We start from the raw sequence: 14,312 nt of genomic DNA on the forward strand, positions 1-14,312 counted from the left end.
TGACCGGGCGTTTTTCATGGGCGCTCGGCATTCCGCTACGGATGCTCGTCCAGGTAGCGCAGGGCCATTTGTTCGGTGGCCAGCTTGGCGGGCGGCAGCAGGTGCGGCGCCACCAGCATCATGATCTGGTAGACCACCAGGCGCACTTCCCCTTCACGATCGAGAATCCGCTGGTAATCCAGGGAGAACAGCAAGGTCATGGTGATCTGTTCCACCAATTGACCCAGGGCCTGGGTACCGCTGACCAGTTGTCCCATGGTCTTGAGCCTTGCCAACAGCGCCGCGAGCGTGCGCTTGAGGGCGTTGAGCAGGTTACGGATGCCCTTGGCCAGCTTCGGCAGGCGGCCGGCCAGGTTGGACAGGTCCTGGAACAGGAAGCGGTAGTGGGCCAGGCGCTCGACGATCAGGTGCAGGAACAGCCAGTAGTCTTCCGGTGCCAGCTGGGCGTCGGAGGGTGGATCCAAAAGCGGTGTCAGCTCGTTCTGGAAGCGCTCGAAAAGACCGAGGACCAACGGCTCCTTGCCATGGAAGTGGTAATAGAGGTTGCCGGGGCTGATCCCCATTTCATTGGCCACCTCCATGGTGGAGACATTGGGCTCGCCCTTCTGGTTGAACAGCTGCAAGGCACATTCGAGTATCCGGTCGCGGGTCTTCATCCTGACTTCTTGTCGGTCCATTGAGGGCGCGGCGATGGCCGCCGCTGGGCAAGGGTATTTTCAGCGCACGCGCACATAGGTGCCGGGTGCGGCCTCCATCGGTGGATAGTTCTGGCTGCCGAGGGCGGTCAGGGTGTCCCGTTGCGCTCCGGAGCGTTCCTGGATCCAGGCCAGCCACTGGCTCCACCAACTGCCATCGACATGCTTGGCATCGTAGTACCAGGCCCGGGGGTCGCTGCTGAGCTTGGGGTTCTCCACGTAGTTGGCCTTGGGGTTGCCTGGCGGGTTGAGGATGCTCTGGACGTGCCCGCTGTTGGACAGCACGAAGCGGCGCTCGCCACCCAGCAGCAGGGTCGAGCGGTACACCGCGTCCCATGGGGTGATGTGGTCGTTGATCCCGGCCACGCTGAAGCTGTCCACCGTGACCTTTTGCAGGTCGATTGGCGTGCCGCATACCTCCAGGCCACCTTCGTGGCTCATCGGGTTGTGCTTGAAGAAGTCCAGCAGGTCGCCGTGCAGGGCTGCCGGTAGCCGGGTGCTGTCGTTGTTCCAATAAAGGATGTCGAAGACCGGCGGCTCCTTGCCCAGCAGGTAGTTGTTGATCCAGTAGTTCCAGATCAGGTCGTTGGGCCGCATCCAGGCGAATACCCTGGCCATGTCGCGACCATCCAGAACGCCTTGCTGGTAGGAACGGCGCTTGGCCGCTTCCAGGGTCTTCTCGTCGGCGAACAGGGTGGCCGGACTGTCCAGTTGACTGTCCAGCAGGCTCACCAGGTAGGTGGCGCTGGAGACCCGGCGCAGTTGCCGCTTGGCTTGCAGGTGGCCCTGCAGGGCGGCGATGGTCAGGCCGCCGGCGCAGGCGCCCATCAGGTTCACATCGCGACTGCCGGTGATGGAGCGAGTGACATTCATGGCCTCCTCGACGGCCTCGACATAGCTCGAGAGACCCCATTCGCGATGGCGCACATCCGGATTGCGCCAACTGACCATGAACACCTGGAGGCCGTTCTTCAAACAGTATTGGACGAAGCTGTTGGCCGGGCTGAGGTCGAAGATGTAGTACTTGTTGATCTGTGGCGGCACGATCAGCAAGGGCTTGGCGTACTGCTTCTCGCTCATGGGGCTGTACTGGATCAGCTCCAGCAGTTCGTTGCGAAACACCACCGAGCCCGGGGTGACGGCCAGGTTCCTGCCGACCTCGAAGGCGTGCTTGGTGACCTGGCTGGGCAGCCCGTTGTTGTGCAGCAGGTCGTCCACCAGGTTGCTGATGCCGCGCACCACGCTGTTGCCGCCGGTGTTGAAGATCTCCTTGACCGCCAACGGATTGAGCAGGGTGTTGGACGGCGATACCGCGTCGTTGACCAGCGAGAAGACGAAGTGCGCGCGGGCCCGGTCGTCCTCCTCCATGCCGCTGTCATCGATCCAGTCCCGTACCTGCTTCTGCCAGCTCAGGTAAGCCTGCAGGCCTCGCTTGTAGAAGGGATTGAGGCTCCAGGCCGGGTCGGCGAAACGGCTGTCCTTGGGGCTGGGCTTGTGCAGCGTCTCGCCCAGCAGCACCCGGCCCAGTTGGCTGCCCAGGGCCAGGGTATGGCGAATGCTATGCAGCGGGTTGCGCAGGCTGTGGGTAGTCAGGATGCGCAGGGTGGAGAGCAAGTCCCGCCCCCGCAGGCCCGTGATCGCGCTCTGTGCTGTGATGTAGGTCGCAGGGGCGGGCAGCGAGCCCTGTGCAGGTTTGTCTTGCATGAGTCAACACTCCTTCGTCAAACCACTAACAAGCAGACCAATTCAAGACAGATACCTTAGTCGGTCTTGGCCCTTCTTGCGCGCGGCGGTCCCGTCGATGGAAATGTTTTACTTGGTGGGGGGCGCGGGCAGCGGATGCGGGTGCATCACGGCGCGTTGTCGCTCCTCCTGGAGGAACTTCATGATGATCGGGGCGACGGCTTCGGCCCGGGTGATGAGGAACAGGTGGCCGTCATCGATGATGTGCAGCTGGGCGTTGGGGATGCGCCAGGCCAGCATGCGCATGTTGATCAGGGGGATCAGCGGGTCGTCGTCGCCGGCCAGGACCAGGGTCGGCTGGTGGATCTTGTGCAGCCAGTGGATGCTGGTCCAGCCCACTCCGGCGAACAGCTGCCAGTAGTAGCCCAGCTTGCCCGCCGAGCGTACTTTCGCCGCGTGCTCGGCCGCCAGGTGCGGGTCGCGGCGAAAGGCGCCACCGTAGATCAGCGGTGCGATTCGCATGACGTGGGAGGGCTGCACATAGCGCCGTGGGCTGGCCATCATCCACAACACCTTGGGCTTGCCGGGAACCATGAAGGCGCCGGCGGCCGTGGCGGCCAGCACCAGCTTCTTGCAGCGCTCGGGATAGTCGTAGGCGAACTGCTGGGCCAGGGCTCCCCCCCAGGACACGCCCACGGCGCTGACCTGGCCGTAGTCGAGGTAATCGAGCATCCGCGCGGTGAGCTTGGCCAGCCCCGGAAAGCGGTAGGGCCGGGCCGGGGTCGACGAGCCGCCGACGCCCGGGACATCGAAGGCGATGACCTCCAAATCCGGGTCCAGGGCCTGGACGAAAGGGAACACCAGCTCCAGGTTGGCGCCGATGCCGTTGAAGATCAGCAGCGGCGTCAAGTGCGGCTTGCCGGGGCGAACCGCAGTGCGGATGGTCTGGCCATCCAGGTCGACGGTGCGGAAGATGAAGGAATGTGGCATGCCGTAGCCCTGTGTATTGAACCGTTGGAGGCGCCGGTCCGGCGCCTTCCGGATTTCCTGAGGCCAGGCCTCGTAGCAAGAATAGGGCGTGGCGGCACCTTGGGTAGCCGCCGTGCTCGATGCCTGTTCAGCGCTCGTGCACATAGGTGCCCGGAGAAGCTTCGCCGGCCACGTATTTCTTGCTACCCAGCACGCTTGGCGCCGGCTTCAGATCCCCCGAGCGCTCTGCCTGCCAAGCCTGCCAGTACAGCCACCAGGAGTCGGTGTGCTTGACCGAGTTCTCTTGCCACTGGTCGGGGCACTCCGGGATCTCGGTGCTGGTCATGTAGCGCGCCTTGGGGTTGCCCGGCGGGTTGAGGATGCTCTGGATATGGCCGCTGCTGGACAGCACGAATTCCACATGGCCGCCGAAGAGTTGCGCCGACTTGTAGCAGGACTTCCAGGGGGTGATGTGGTCGTTGGTGCCCGCCAGGGAGAAAATGTCGGCGGTGACCTGCTTCAAGTCGATCGGCGTGCCGCACACTTCCAGGGCATTGGCCCGAGTCAGGGGGTTGTTCTTGAACATTTCGATCAGGTCGCCATGGAAGGCGGCGGGCAGGCGCGTGGTGTCGTTGTTCCAGAACAGGATGTCGAATACCGGTGGTTCGTTGCCCAGCAGGTAGTTGTTGACCCAGTAGTTCCAGATCAGGTCGTTGGGGCGCATCCAGGCGAAGACCTTGGCCATGTCCCGGCCTTCGAGGACGCCGGCCTGGTAGGAGTGGCGCTTGGCCGCCTCCAGGGTCTGCTCGTCGACGAACAGCGCCACTTGGGTATCCACGGTGGTGTCGAGCACGCTGACCAGCAGGGTCAGGGCGTTGACCTTCTTCTGCCCCAGTGCCGCGTAGTGCCCCAGCAGCGCGGTGCAGGTGATGCCGCCGGAGCAGGCACCGAGCATGTTCACGTCTTCGCTGCCAGTGATGGCGGTGACCACGTCGACCGCCTCCTTCAAGGCCTCGATGTAGGTGGACAGGCCCCATTCGCGCTGGGCCTTGGTGGGGTTGCGCCAACTGACGATGAAGGTCTGCACGTTGTTGCGCAGGCAGAAGCGCGCCAGGCTCTTGTCCGGGCTGAGGTCGAAGACGTAGAACTTGTTGATCTGTGGTGGCACCACCAGCAGCGGGCGCTCATGCACCTGCTCGGTGATCGGCCGGTACTGGATCAGCTCCAGCACATCGTTGCGGAACACCACGGCACCTTCGCTGGTGCCCAGGTTCTTGCCCACTTCGAAGGCATCCATGTTGACCTGGCTGGGCATGCCGCCGTTGTGCACCAGGTCCTTGGCCAGGTGCGACAGGCCGTCCAGCAGGCTCTTGCCGCCGGTCTCGAAGAAGCGCTTGACCGCGGCGGGGTTGGCCGCGCTGTTGGTCGGGGCCATGGCCTCGGTCAAGAGGTTGATCACGAAATGTCCACGGCTGATGTCCTGTTCGGACAGGCTGCTGTTGCCGATCCAGTCGTGGAGTTCCTTGCGCCACGCCAGGTAGGTTTGCAGGTAGCGGCGGTAGAGCGGGTTCTGGCTCCAGGCCGGATCGATGAAGCGGCGGTCGTCGCTGTCGGGCTGCAAGGAAGACTGGCCGAACATGACATTCTTCAGTTCCAGGCCGAAGTGCGCGACGTGCTTGACGCTGTGGATGGGTTGTTTGATGGCCTGGGCGAGCACCATTCGAGCAGAGGTAAGCAGATCCTTTCTACGCAAGCCGATGACTGGATTGAGCCCCAGGGTGTTCTCCGAGGCTTGGCGTTTCAGGTCATCGTTGTTCTTGTTACTCATCTACGACGCTCCATTGTCCTGAGACGAGTACCGGGCCTGCTGTGTAGTTACACAGCACGAGGCCAGGCACTACTACTCGGGTGACCGTTGATTGCCACTGCTGCGGTTACTTTGCAGAACTCTGCAGGGAACTTGCCAGATCCATTGGTTACCCGAGTTTATTTTTTTTCGCAAGCAGGCCATTCATTGGCCATGCAGCCCTGCATTCAAACAGATGAAATTAGAAAATGCCCTCTAAATAGCCGGAGCCTTGAGCTAGAGCATCAGCTTGACCACGGACTCGCTCGGATCGCGGGATTTGCCGGCGGCCTCGAGTTGCTGCAGGTAGTCGCTCCACAGCTCTTCCTGGCGCAGCGCCAACTGGTACAGGTAGTCCCAGGTGAACAAGCCGCTGTCATGGCCGTCGTCGAAGGTCAATTTCAGTGCGTACTGGCCGGCGGGCTCGATCTTGTCCAGGCCGACGCCGAGCTTGCCGAACTGCAGGATGGGGTTGCCGTGGCCCTGGACCTCGGCGGAGGGGGAGTGGACCCGCAGGAACTCCGCAGGCAGGTGGTAGACCTCGTCCGGCCCGTAGGTCAGGGTCAGGGTCTTGGAGGCTTTGTGCAGGTTGATGCCGGTGGGCAGGCGGGCCATGGGCGTTCTCTCTTGAGCTTCAAGCCATAAGCTTCAAGCTACAAGAAGGGAGATTCAAGCCATCGCGGATAAAACACTAGGGAAGCGTTGCTGCAAGCGACGCGAATCGGCTTGTCGCTTGCAGCTCGCAGCTTTGCGCTTACAGGATGTAGCGCGACAGGTCTTCGTTCTGCGCCAGCTCGCCCAGGTGGCTGTTGACGTAGGCCGCGTCGATGCGGATCGGCTCTTCGTTGTGGGCGCTGGCCAGGTCGCCGGCGCTGAACGACACCTCTTCGAGCAGGCGCTCGAGCAAGGTATGCAGGCGGCGGGCACCGATGTTCTCGGTCTTCTCGTTGACCTGGTAGGCGATCTCGGCCAGGCGCTTGATGCCCTCGTCGGCGAACTCGATGCCCAGGCCTTCGGTCTTGAGCAGTGCGCAGTACTGTTCGGTCAGGGACGCGTGCGGTTCCTTGAGGATACGTTCGAAGTCTTCCGGGGTCAGGGCCTTGAGTTCGACCCGGATCGGCAGCCGGCCTTGCAGCTCGGGCACCAGGTCGCTTGGCTTGCTCAGGTGGAATGCGCCGGAAGCGATGAACAGGATGTGATCGGTCTTGACCATGCCCAGCTTGGTGTTGACGGTGCAGCCTTCGATCAGCGGCAGCAGGTCGCGCTGCACGCCCTCGCGGGAGACATCGGCGCCGCCGACGTTGCCACGCTTGGCCACCTTGTCGATCTCGTCGATGAACACGATGCCGTGCTGCTCGACGGCTTCCAGGGCCTTGGCCTTGAGTTCTTCCTCGTTGACCAGGCGGCTCGCTTCTTCATCGCGAACCATCTTCAGCGCTTCCTTGACCTTGAGCTTGCGGGTCTTGCGCTTGCCCTTGCCCATGTTGGCGAACAGGCTCTGCAACTGGTTGGTCATCTCTTCCATGCCAGGTGGCGCGGCGATCTCGACGCCCATGTTCTCGGCGACTTCGATCTCGATTTCCTTGTCGTCCAGCTGGCCTTCGCGCAGGCGCTTGCGGAACAGCTGGCGGGTGTTGGAGTCGCTGCTGGTCTGCGCGGCTTCCTCGGCGAAACTGCTGACCCGGGCCTGGGGCAGCAGGGCGTCGAGGATGCGGTCCTCGGCGGCGTCTTCGGCGCGGTGGCGCACGCGGATGATCTCCTGCTCGCGGAGCATCTTCAGCGCGGCGTCGGCCAGGTCGCGGATGATCGACTCGACGTCGCGGCCGACATAACCGACTTCGGTGAACTTGGTCGCTTCGACCTTGATGAACGGCGCGTTGGCCAGCTTGGCCAGGCGCCGGGCGATCTCGGTCTTGCCCACGCCGGTAGGGCCGATCATCAGGATGTTCTTGGGCGTGACCTCGGCGCGCAGCTCGGCGGGCAGTTGCATGCGCCGCCAGCGGTTGCGCAGGGCGATGGCCACGGCGCGCTTGGCGTCGTCCTGGCCGATGATATGGCGATTGAGTTCGTGGACGATTTCGCGGGGGGTCATGGACATAGTAATTGGCGGTTCTCAAGCAGGAATGAATGCCGTGGCAGGGGAGCCTGCCGCCTGGCGGCAGGTCCGGGCCGGAACAGGCTTATTCCGCGAGATCCTGCTCCTCGATGGTTTGAGTGTGGTTGGTGAATACACAGATATCGCCGGCGATGCCCAGGGCGGTCTCGACGATCTCGCGAGCCGACAGGTCGGTCTTCTTCAGCAATGCGCTGGCCGCGGCCTGGGCGTAGGCGCCACCGGAACCCATGGCGATCAGGCCGTCCTCGGGTTCGACCACGTCGCCGTTGCCGGTGATGATCAGCGAGGCATCCTTGTTGGCCACGGCCAGCATGGCCTCCAGGCGGCTCAGGGAGCGATCGGTACGCCACTCCTTGGCCAGCTCGACGGCGGCGCGGATCAGGTGGCCCTGGTGTTTTTCCAGCTGGCCTTCGAAACGCTCGAACAGGGTGAAGGCGTCGGCGGTGGCCCCGGCGAAACCGGCAATGACCTGGCCGTGATACAGGCGGCGAACTTTTTTCGCATTGCCTTTCATCACGGTGTTGCCAAGGGAAACCTGGCCGTCGCCGCCCATGACGACTTTGCCGTGGCGGCGGACTGAAACGATGGTGGTCAAGGGAAAGTCTCCACGCAGCGGGGCGAAAGTGCCCAGATGGAAACTCATATGGGGGTGGTGAGAGCTTTTTCAACTGCCGGGGCGGCAGAGAGACGAGTGGCTTGGTGACGGCGGGAGGGAGGGCGCGCCCTCTTTTGGCGCGACAAGCGCACAAAAGAGGGCAGGATGGCCCGGATACGGCGAGGGCGTCAGCGGTTCTGGCGTTGTTGCAACAGCAGGTTGCTGAAGCCGGCACCGGCCAGCTGTTTCTGGGCCACGGTCAGTTGCTCGCGATTGCTGAACGGGCCGACCAGCACCCGGTACCAGGTCTCGTCCTTCACCGTGCCGGATTCGACCGACACCGACTGGCCCAGCAGGATGATCTGCGCACGGACCTTGTCGGCATCGGCTTCCTTGCGGAACGATCCGGCCTGGAGGAAGAACTTGGTCACCGGCGCGGCCTTGGCCACCGGTGGCGCAGGTGGCGGGGTGATGCCGGCCAGGGCCGCCTGGGCCCGGGCGGTGTCGATCTTCGCGGCTTCCGCTGGTGTCACCGGAGTGGTCGGCACCGGTGGTACCTGTGGCGTCGGCAGGGTTTTTTCCGGCACGGCTTCCGGCGGCACAATGACCTCCGATTCCGGCAGCAGGGTGTAGAAGTCGTACTTGGGCTTCACCGGTTGCTGCGGGCTGGGCGGTGTCTTGTTGGCCTCGGCGATCTTGCTGGCCTTCTGCTGTTCGATCTTCTCGCGCTTGACGCTGTCGCCGCCCTTGCCTGGCTCGAGCTTCATCAGGAACACGATGAAGGCGCCGATGGTCAGGCCGATGGCCAGCCACAGCCAGCCCGGGATCGGCTTCTTGGCCGGGGGCTGGTAACGACTGGCGCCACGCTTGGGTGCAGGTTTTTTCTTGGCAGCCAACTTACATTTGCTCCAGGACTTCGAGGCCCAGCAGTTCCAGACCTTGCTTGAGGGTGCGCCGGGTCAGCTCGGTCAGGCGCAGGCGGCTATTCATCTGCTCGGGAGTCTCGGCTGCCAGGATCGGGCAGTTTTCGTAGAAGCTGGAGAACAGCCCGGCCACATCGTACAGGTAGCTGCACAGCACGTGTGGGGTGCCTTTTTCGGCGACGTTGTTGAGGATCTCGCCAAACTGCGCCAGGCGCGCTGCCAGCTCCAGCTCCTGGGCGGCGTGCAGCTCGATCTTGCCCTGGACCTGGCTGAAGTCCTTGCCCAGCTTGCGGAACACGCCGGCAGCGCGGGTGTAGGCGTACAGCAGGTAGGGCGCGGTGTTGCCTTCGAAGTTGAGCATCAGGTCGAAGTTGAAGCTGTAGTCGCTGGTGCGGTGCTTGGACAGGTCGGCGTACTTCACCGAGTCGATGCCCACCACCTTGGCGATGCGCCGCAGGTCGGCTTCCGGCAACTGCGGGTTCTTTTCCTTCACCAGGGCGTAGGCCCGCTCCTCGGCTTCGGTCAGCAGGTCGATCAGCTTCACGGTGCCGCCGTCACGGGTCTTGAACGGACGGCCGTCGGCGCCGTTCATGGTGCCGAAGCCCATGTGCTCCATGTCCATCGGATGAGTGACGAAGCCGGCCTTGTGGGCCACCGCGAACACTTGCTGGAAGTGCAGGGCCTGGCGCTGGTCGACGAAGTACAGGGCGCGGTCGGCCTTGAGCTTGCCGCTGCGGTAGCGCACGGCGGCCAGGTCGGTGGTGGCGTACAGGTAGCCGCCGCCGGCCTTGACGATGATCACTGGCAGCGGCTCGCCCTCGGCATTCTTGAACTCGTCGAGGAACACGCACTGCGCGCCATTGCTCTCCACCAGCATGCCCTGGGCCTTGAGGTCGTTGACCACGTTGATCAGGTCATCGTTGTAGGCGCTCTCGCCCATCACGTCGGCCATGGTCAGCTTGACGTTGAGCAGCTCGTAGATCTTCTGGCAGTGGGACAGCGAAATGTCCTTGAACTTGGTCCACAGGGCCAGGCAGTCCGGGTCGCCGGCCTGCAGCTTGACCACCAGGCTCCGGGCGCGGTCGGCGAAGGCCTCGGACTCGTCGAAGCGTTGCTTGGCGGCGCGGTAGAAGTTCTCCAGGTCCGACAGCTCGTCGCTGGTGATGGGGTTCTCTTCCAGGTAGGCCATCAGCATGCCGAACTGGGTACCCCAGTCGCCCACGTGGTTCTGGCGGATCACGGTGTCGCCGAGGAATTCCAGGACCCGTGCCACGCCGTCGCCGATGATGGTGGAGCGCAGGTGGCCAACGTGCATTTCCTTGGCCAGGTTGGGCGCCGACATGTCGATCACGGTGCGTTGCGCCGGGCCGGCCTTGCGCACGTTCAGGTGGGCGTCATCGAGCGCGGCGTCCAGGCGCGCGGCCAGGGCCTGGGTGTTCTGGAAGAAGTTGATGAAGCCCGGGCCGGCGATTTCCGCCTTGCTCAGGTTCTCGTCGGCCGGCAGGGCGGCGATGATCTTTTCCGCCAGGTCGCGCGGTTTCATGCCGGCTGGCTTGGCCAGCATCATGGCGATGTTGCTGGCGAAGTCGCCATGGGTCTTGTCGCGGGTGTTCTCGACCTGGATCGCCGGCGCCAGGCCTTCGGGCAACACACCTTCGGCGACGAGTTGGGTGATGGCTTGCTGGATGAGCTGGCGAATGGTGTCTTTCATGGTCTTCTCTTTCGACCGCTGGCGCGGCGGCGCTTCGGTGCGCAGGTGGAAAAACTGGGCATTATCCGTTGCCGGGGGCAGGTTGCCAACCTTTGGGGGGTGAGCGGCAAGCGGGCCGGTGGCTCGCTACTTACAGCTTGCAACCGGGGGCGGCCGCTCAATACAGGTCGACCGGGTCCACATCCAGCGACCAGCGAACCTGCCGGCCGCTGGGCATCTGCTCCAGCACCAGCAGCCAGTTGCTGAGCAGGCGGTGCAGCGGTGCCCGGGCATTGGCCTGCAGCAGCAATTGCGCTCGATAGCGTCCGGCCCGGCGCTCCATGGGCGCGGGCACCGGTCCCAACAATTCGATGCCCGCCGACTGTTGTTCGGCCAGCAGGCGCTCGGCCTCGCTGCAGGCTTCGTCGAGGAAGGCTTCGGCCTGGCCCGGCTTGTGGGCTTCGGCCCGTAGCAGCGCCAGGTGGGCGAAGGGCGGCAGGCCGGCGGCGCGTCGTTCGCTCAGGGCTTGTTCGGCGAAAGCGAAGTAGCCTTGCTCGGTCAGCTGCACCAGCAGCGGGTGATCGGCCAGGTGCGTCTGGATGATCACCTTGCCCGGTTCCTCGGCGCGGCCTGCGCGGCCGGCCACCTGGACGATCAGTTGCGCCATGCGTTCGCTGGCGCGAAAGTCTCCGGAAAACAGGCCGCCATCGGCATCCAGGATCGCTACCAGGGTCACCCGGGGGAAGTGATGCCCCTTGGCTAGCATCTGCGTGCCCACCAGGATGCACGGCTGGCCCTTCTGGATGGTGGCGAACAGCTGGTTCATTGCGTCCTTGCGCGAGGTACTGTCACGGTCCACCCGCAGGACCGGGTAGTCGGGGAACAGGATGCCCAGGCGCTCCTCGGCTCGTTCGGTGCCGGCGCCCACTGGCCGCAGGTCGACCTTGCCGCACTGCGGGCAATGCCGGGGTACTCGTTCCACATGGCCGCAGTGATGGCAACGCAGTTCGCCCGAGCGTTGGTGCACGGTCATGCGGGCATCGCAGCGCTCGCATTCGGACATCCAGCCGCAGTCATGGCACAGCAGCGTCGGGGCGAAGCCGCGGCGATTGAGGAACACCAGCACCTGTTGTCCGGCGGCCAGGGTCTGGCCGATGGCCTGCTGCATGGGCCCGGAGATGCCGCTGTCCAGGGGCCGGCTCTTGACGTCCAGGCGCAGGAAGCGCGGCGGCTTGGCGCCGCCGGCCCGTTCGGTCATGCGCAGCAGGCCATAGCGCCCGGTGTAGGCGTTGTGCAGGCTTTCCAGGGAAGGGGTGGCCGAACCCAGGACGATCGGGATGTCTTCCTGGCGGGCGCGGACCAGGGCCAGGTCGCGGGCGTGGTAGCGCAGGCCCTCCTGCTGTTTATAGGAGCCGTCGTGTTCCTCGTCGATGATGATCAGGCCGGGATTCTTCATCGGCGTGAACAGCGCGGAACGGGTGCCGATGATGATGTCGGCCTCGCCGTCCCGGGCGGCCAGCCAGGCGTCCAGGCGTTCGCGGTCGTTGACCGCCGAGTGCAGCAGGGCGATGCGCGCATTGAAGCGCTGTTCGAAGCGCGCCAGGGTCTGGGGGCCGAGGTTGATCTCCGGGATCAGCACCAGGGCCTGCTTGCCAGCTTCGAGGGTTTCGCGGATCAGCTGCAGGTAGACCTCGGTCTTGCCGCTGCCGGTGACCCCAGCCAGGAGAAAGGCATGGTAGCTGTCGAATCCGGCGCGGATGGCCTCGTAGGCGGCGCGTTGTTCGCTGTTGAGCGGCAGTTCCGGCTGGGCCAGCCAGTGTTCGTGGCGAGCCCCGGGGGCATGCCTGCGCACTTCCACCCGGACCAGTTCCTTGGCCAGCAGCAGGTCCAGGCTGTCCTTGTTCAGCATCAACTTGCTCAGCAGCCCATGGGGCACGCCGTGGGGGTGCTGGGCCAGGGTCGCTAGGGCGTCGCGCTGGCGTGGGGCGCGGGCGATGCGCGGATCGTCAAGGCGGGCCCCGGGAACGATCGACCAGAAGCGCTCCTGGCGGGCCTCGGCCGGTTCGCCCTGGCGCAGCAGCACCGGCAGCGCCCAGCTCAGGGTATCCCCCAGGCTGTGCTGGTAGTACTGGGCGGTCCACAGGCACAGCTTGAACAAGGCCGCCGGCAGCGGCGGCGTGGGATCGAGCAGGGCCAGGGCCGGCTTGAGCTTGTCCGCCGGCACCTCGCTGTGATCGGCCACCTGGACCAGGATGCCGATCATCTCGCGACGGCCGAACGGCACCCGCAGGCGCATGCCCGGCTGCAGCTGGGCGCGCAGCACGCCGGCCGGGGCACGATAGTCGAACAGGCGGCGCAGGGGCGAAGGCAGGGCGAGGCGCAGGATGGCGTCGGGCACGCGGGGGAGTCTCACAGGACAGGCAGTGGATAGGTGCCGGAGCCTAACAGACGAGCGGTGGAGTGTCCTGCACAAGCGTGTGGGCGGGCCGGGGAGGGCCGGTCAGGGCGAGAGCGGGCCTGTCAAGTTCCCGAGGATTTTTTCTGATGGGGGGGTATGCGGGTCCCTTGCGCGATTGCTTGGGTCTGGTAGAATCCGCGCCCTAATTCGTGCGGTATTCAACAATAGTGTTGGGTGGCGGCACGCTAGCCTGAGGAATTCATCATGAAAGCCGATATCCATCCAGTATACGAAGCCATTACCGCTACTTGCAGCTGCGGTAACGTCATCGAAACTCGCTCCACTCTGGCCAAGCCTCTGAGCCTGGACGTGTGCAACGAGTGCCACCCGTTCTACACCGGTAAGCAGAAGACTCTGGACGTTGGCGGTCGTGTCGACAAGTTCAAGTCGCGCTTCGGTGCTTTCGGCGCAACGAAAAAGGCCTGAGGCTGATCGTTCTGGAAAGCCGGTACCGACTTTCCTCGCTGATGAAAAAGGCGTCCCTGGTGGGCGCCTTTTTTGTGTCTGCGATTTGGCTGACAGCTGCCCAGGCATTCTGCCCGGCACCCGTGCCGGCGACCGTGGTTCCCGCTAGCGTGCTGCGGGTGGTGGATGGCGACACCCTGCGCCTCAAGGACGGCCGCAGCGTACGCATGATCGGTCTCAACGCGCCGGAACTGGCCAGGGGCGGGCGCAAGGCCGAGCCGCTGGCGATAGCGGCGCGTCGGCGCCTGGAACAACTGGTGGCGCAGAGCGGTGGGCGGGTCGGCCTGGTCCTCGGGCGCGAGCGGCATGATCGCTATGGCCGGACCCTGGCTCACGTCTATGGGGCCAGTGGCCTCAATTTCGAGTCCCGGTTGATCGCCGAGGGGCTCGCCTATCGCATTGCCCTGGCACCGAATGTCGCACTGGTCGCCTGCCAACAGGCCGCCGAAGACCACGCGCGTCGGGCCCGGCTTGGGTTATGGCGGCAGTCGCCTGTACTGAAAGCGGAGCAGATCCGTGCCCCGGGGTTTGCCTTGCTCTCTGGGCGGGTAAGCAAGATGGAGCACAATCGCAGTGGGGTTTGGATCACATTGCACGGCTCGGTTGTATTGCGCATTGCCCCCAATATCCGGGACGGCTTCGCCCCTGGGCGGCTCAAGCGCCTTGTGGGGCGGCGGGTCGAGGCTCGTGGCTGGGTGGTGGAGCGACGTCGCCAGGGCGCCTCCCGGTCTGCCGGTGCGCGCTGGATGATCTCGCTGAAGGACCCCTCGATGCTCAGGATTCCCTGAAGTCGCAAAAATTGTAGACATTTTTCAATTGAATTGTGAACAGTTGAAAGCCTTGTGGGCTGCGGCTCTTGGCCCAAAGTCTTA

12 protein-coding genes are annotated in these 14,312 nt (G+C 64.3%); 2 read left to right on the forward strand and 10 right to left on the reverse strand.

Going from position 1 to position 14,312, the window contains the following annotated elements; translation table 11 throughout:
• Window positions 1-35: 35 nt before the first annotated feature.
• From H7A76_RS04530 to H7A76_RS04575, 10 genes are all read right to left on the reverse strand, one after another.
• On the reverse strand, window positions 36-656 hold the full coding sequence (locus tag H7A76_RS04530; protein WP_022639720.1) for a TetR/AcrR family transcriptional regulator: 621 nt from the start codon (window positions 654-656) through the stop codon (window positions 36-38).
• A gap of 60 nt (window positions 657-716) precedes the next feature.
• On the reverse strand, window positions 717-2,399 hold the full coding sequence (gene phaC, locus H7A76_RS04535; protein ID WP_185697403.1) for a class II poly(R)-hydroxyalkanoic acid synthase: 1,683 nt from the start codon (window positions 2,397-2,399) through the stop codon (window positions 717-719).
• 108 nt (window positions 2,400-2,507) lie between these two features.
• Window positions 2,508-3,368, reverse strand: coding sequence for a poly(3-hydroxyalkanoate) depolymerase (gene phaZ / locus H7A76_RS04540; protein ID WP_185697404.1), 861 nt, complete (start codon window positions 3,366-3,368; stop codon window positions 2,508-2,510).
• A 127-nt stretch (window positions 3,369-3,495) separates the two neighbouring features.
• Complete coding sequence (gene phaC / locus H7A76_RS04545; RefSeq protein WP_185697405.1) at window positions 3,496-5,175, reverse strand: class II poly(R)-hydroxyalkanoic acid synthase; 1,680 nt, start codon at window positions 5,173-5,175, stop codon at window positions 3,496-3,498.
• 255 nt (window positions 5,176-5,430) lie between these two features.
• Window positions 5,431-5,808 carry a gamma-butyrobetaine hydroxylase-like domain-containing protein gene (locus H7A76_RS04550; RefSeq protein ID WP_053132484.1) on the reverse strand — a complete coding sequence of 126 codons (378 nt, stop codon included), beginning with the start codon at window positions 5,806-5,808 and terminating at the stop codon, window positions 5,431-5,433.
• Window positions 5,809-5,947: 139 nt separating this feature from the next.
• On the reverse strand, window positions 5,948-7,291 hold the full coding sequence (hslU, locus tag H7A76_RS04555; RefSeq protein WP_185697406.1) for an ATP-dependent protease ATPase subunit HslU: 1,344 nt from the start codon (window positions 7,289-7,291) through the stop codon (window positions 5,948-5,950).
• Between the two features lie 82 nt (window positions 7,292-7,373).
• Window positions 7,374-7,904, reverse strand: coding sequence for an ATP-dependent protease subunit HslV (gene hslV, locus H7A76_RS04560; RefSeq protein WP_007968352.1), 531 nt, complete (start codon window positions 7,902-7,904; stop codon window positions 7,374-7,376).
• A 188-nt stretch (window positions 7,905-8,092) separates the two neighbouring features.
• On the reverse strand, window positions 8,093-8,800 hold the full coding sequence (locus H7A76_RS04565) for an SPOR domain-containing protein (protein WP_022639727.1): 708 nt from the start codon (window positions 8,798-8,800) through the stop codon (window positions 8,093-8,095).
• 1 nt (window position 8,801) lies between these two features.
• Window positions 8,802-10,538 carry an arginine--tRNA ligase gene (gene argS, locus H7A76_RS04570; RefSeq protein ID WP_152899051.1) on the reverse strand — a complete coding sequence of 579 codons (1,737 nt, stop codon included), beginning with the start codon at window positions 10,536-10,538 and terminating at the stop codon, window positions 8,802-8,804.
• Between the two features lie 157 nt (window positions 10,539-10,695).
• Window positions 10,696-12,915, reverse strand: a complete 2,220-nt coding sequence (locus H7A76_RS04575) for a primosomal protein N' (RefSeq protein WP_185697407.1) — start codon at window positions 12,913-12,915, stop codon at window positions 10,696-10,698.
• 264 nt (window positions 12,916-13,179) lie between these two features.
• Between H7A76_RS04575 and rpmE the strand changes: the two genes are divergently transcribed.
• Together rpmE and H7A76_RS04585 are read left to right on the forward strand one after the other, a co-directional pair.
• Window positions 13,180-13,401, forward strand: a complete 222-nt coding sequence (gene rpmE, locus H7A76_RS04580; protein ID WP_011058815.1) for a 50S ribosomal protein L31 — start codon at window positions 13,180-13,182, stop codon at window positions 13,399-13,401.
• A gap of 41 nt (window positions 13,402-13,442) precedes the next feature.
• Window positions 13,443-14,228: a thermonuclease family protein gene (locus tag H7A76_RS04585; RefSeq protein ID WP_185697408.1), complete on the forward strand. Its 786-nt coding sequence runs from the start codon at window positions 13,443-13,445 to the stop codon at window positions 14,226-14,228.
• Window positions 14,229-14,312: the final 84 nt, after the last annotated feature.

This window comes from Pseudomonas sp. MSSRFD41, from assembly GCF_014230245.1.
Classification (GTDB): Bacteria; Pseudomonadota; Gammaproteobacteria; order Pseudomonadales; family Pseudomonadaceae; genus Aquipseudomonas; species Aquipseudomonas piscis.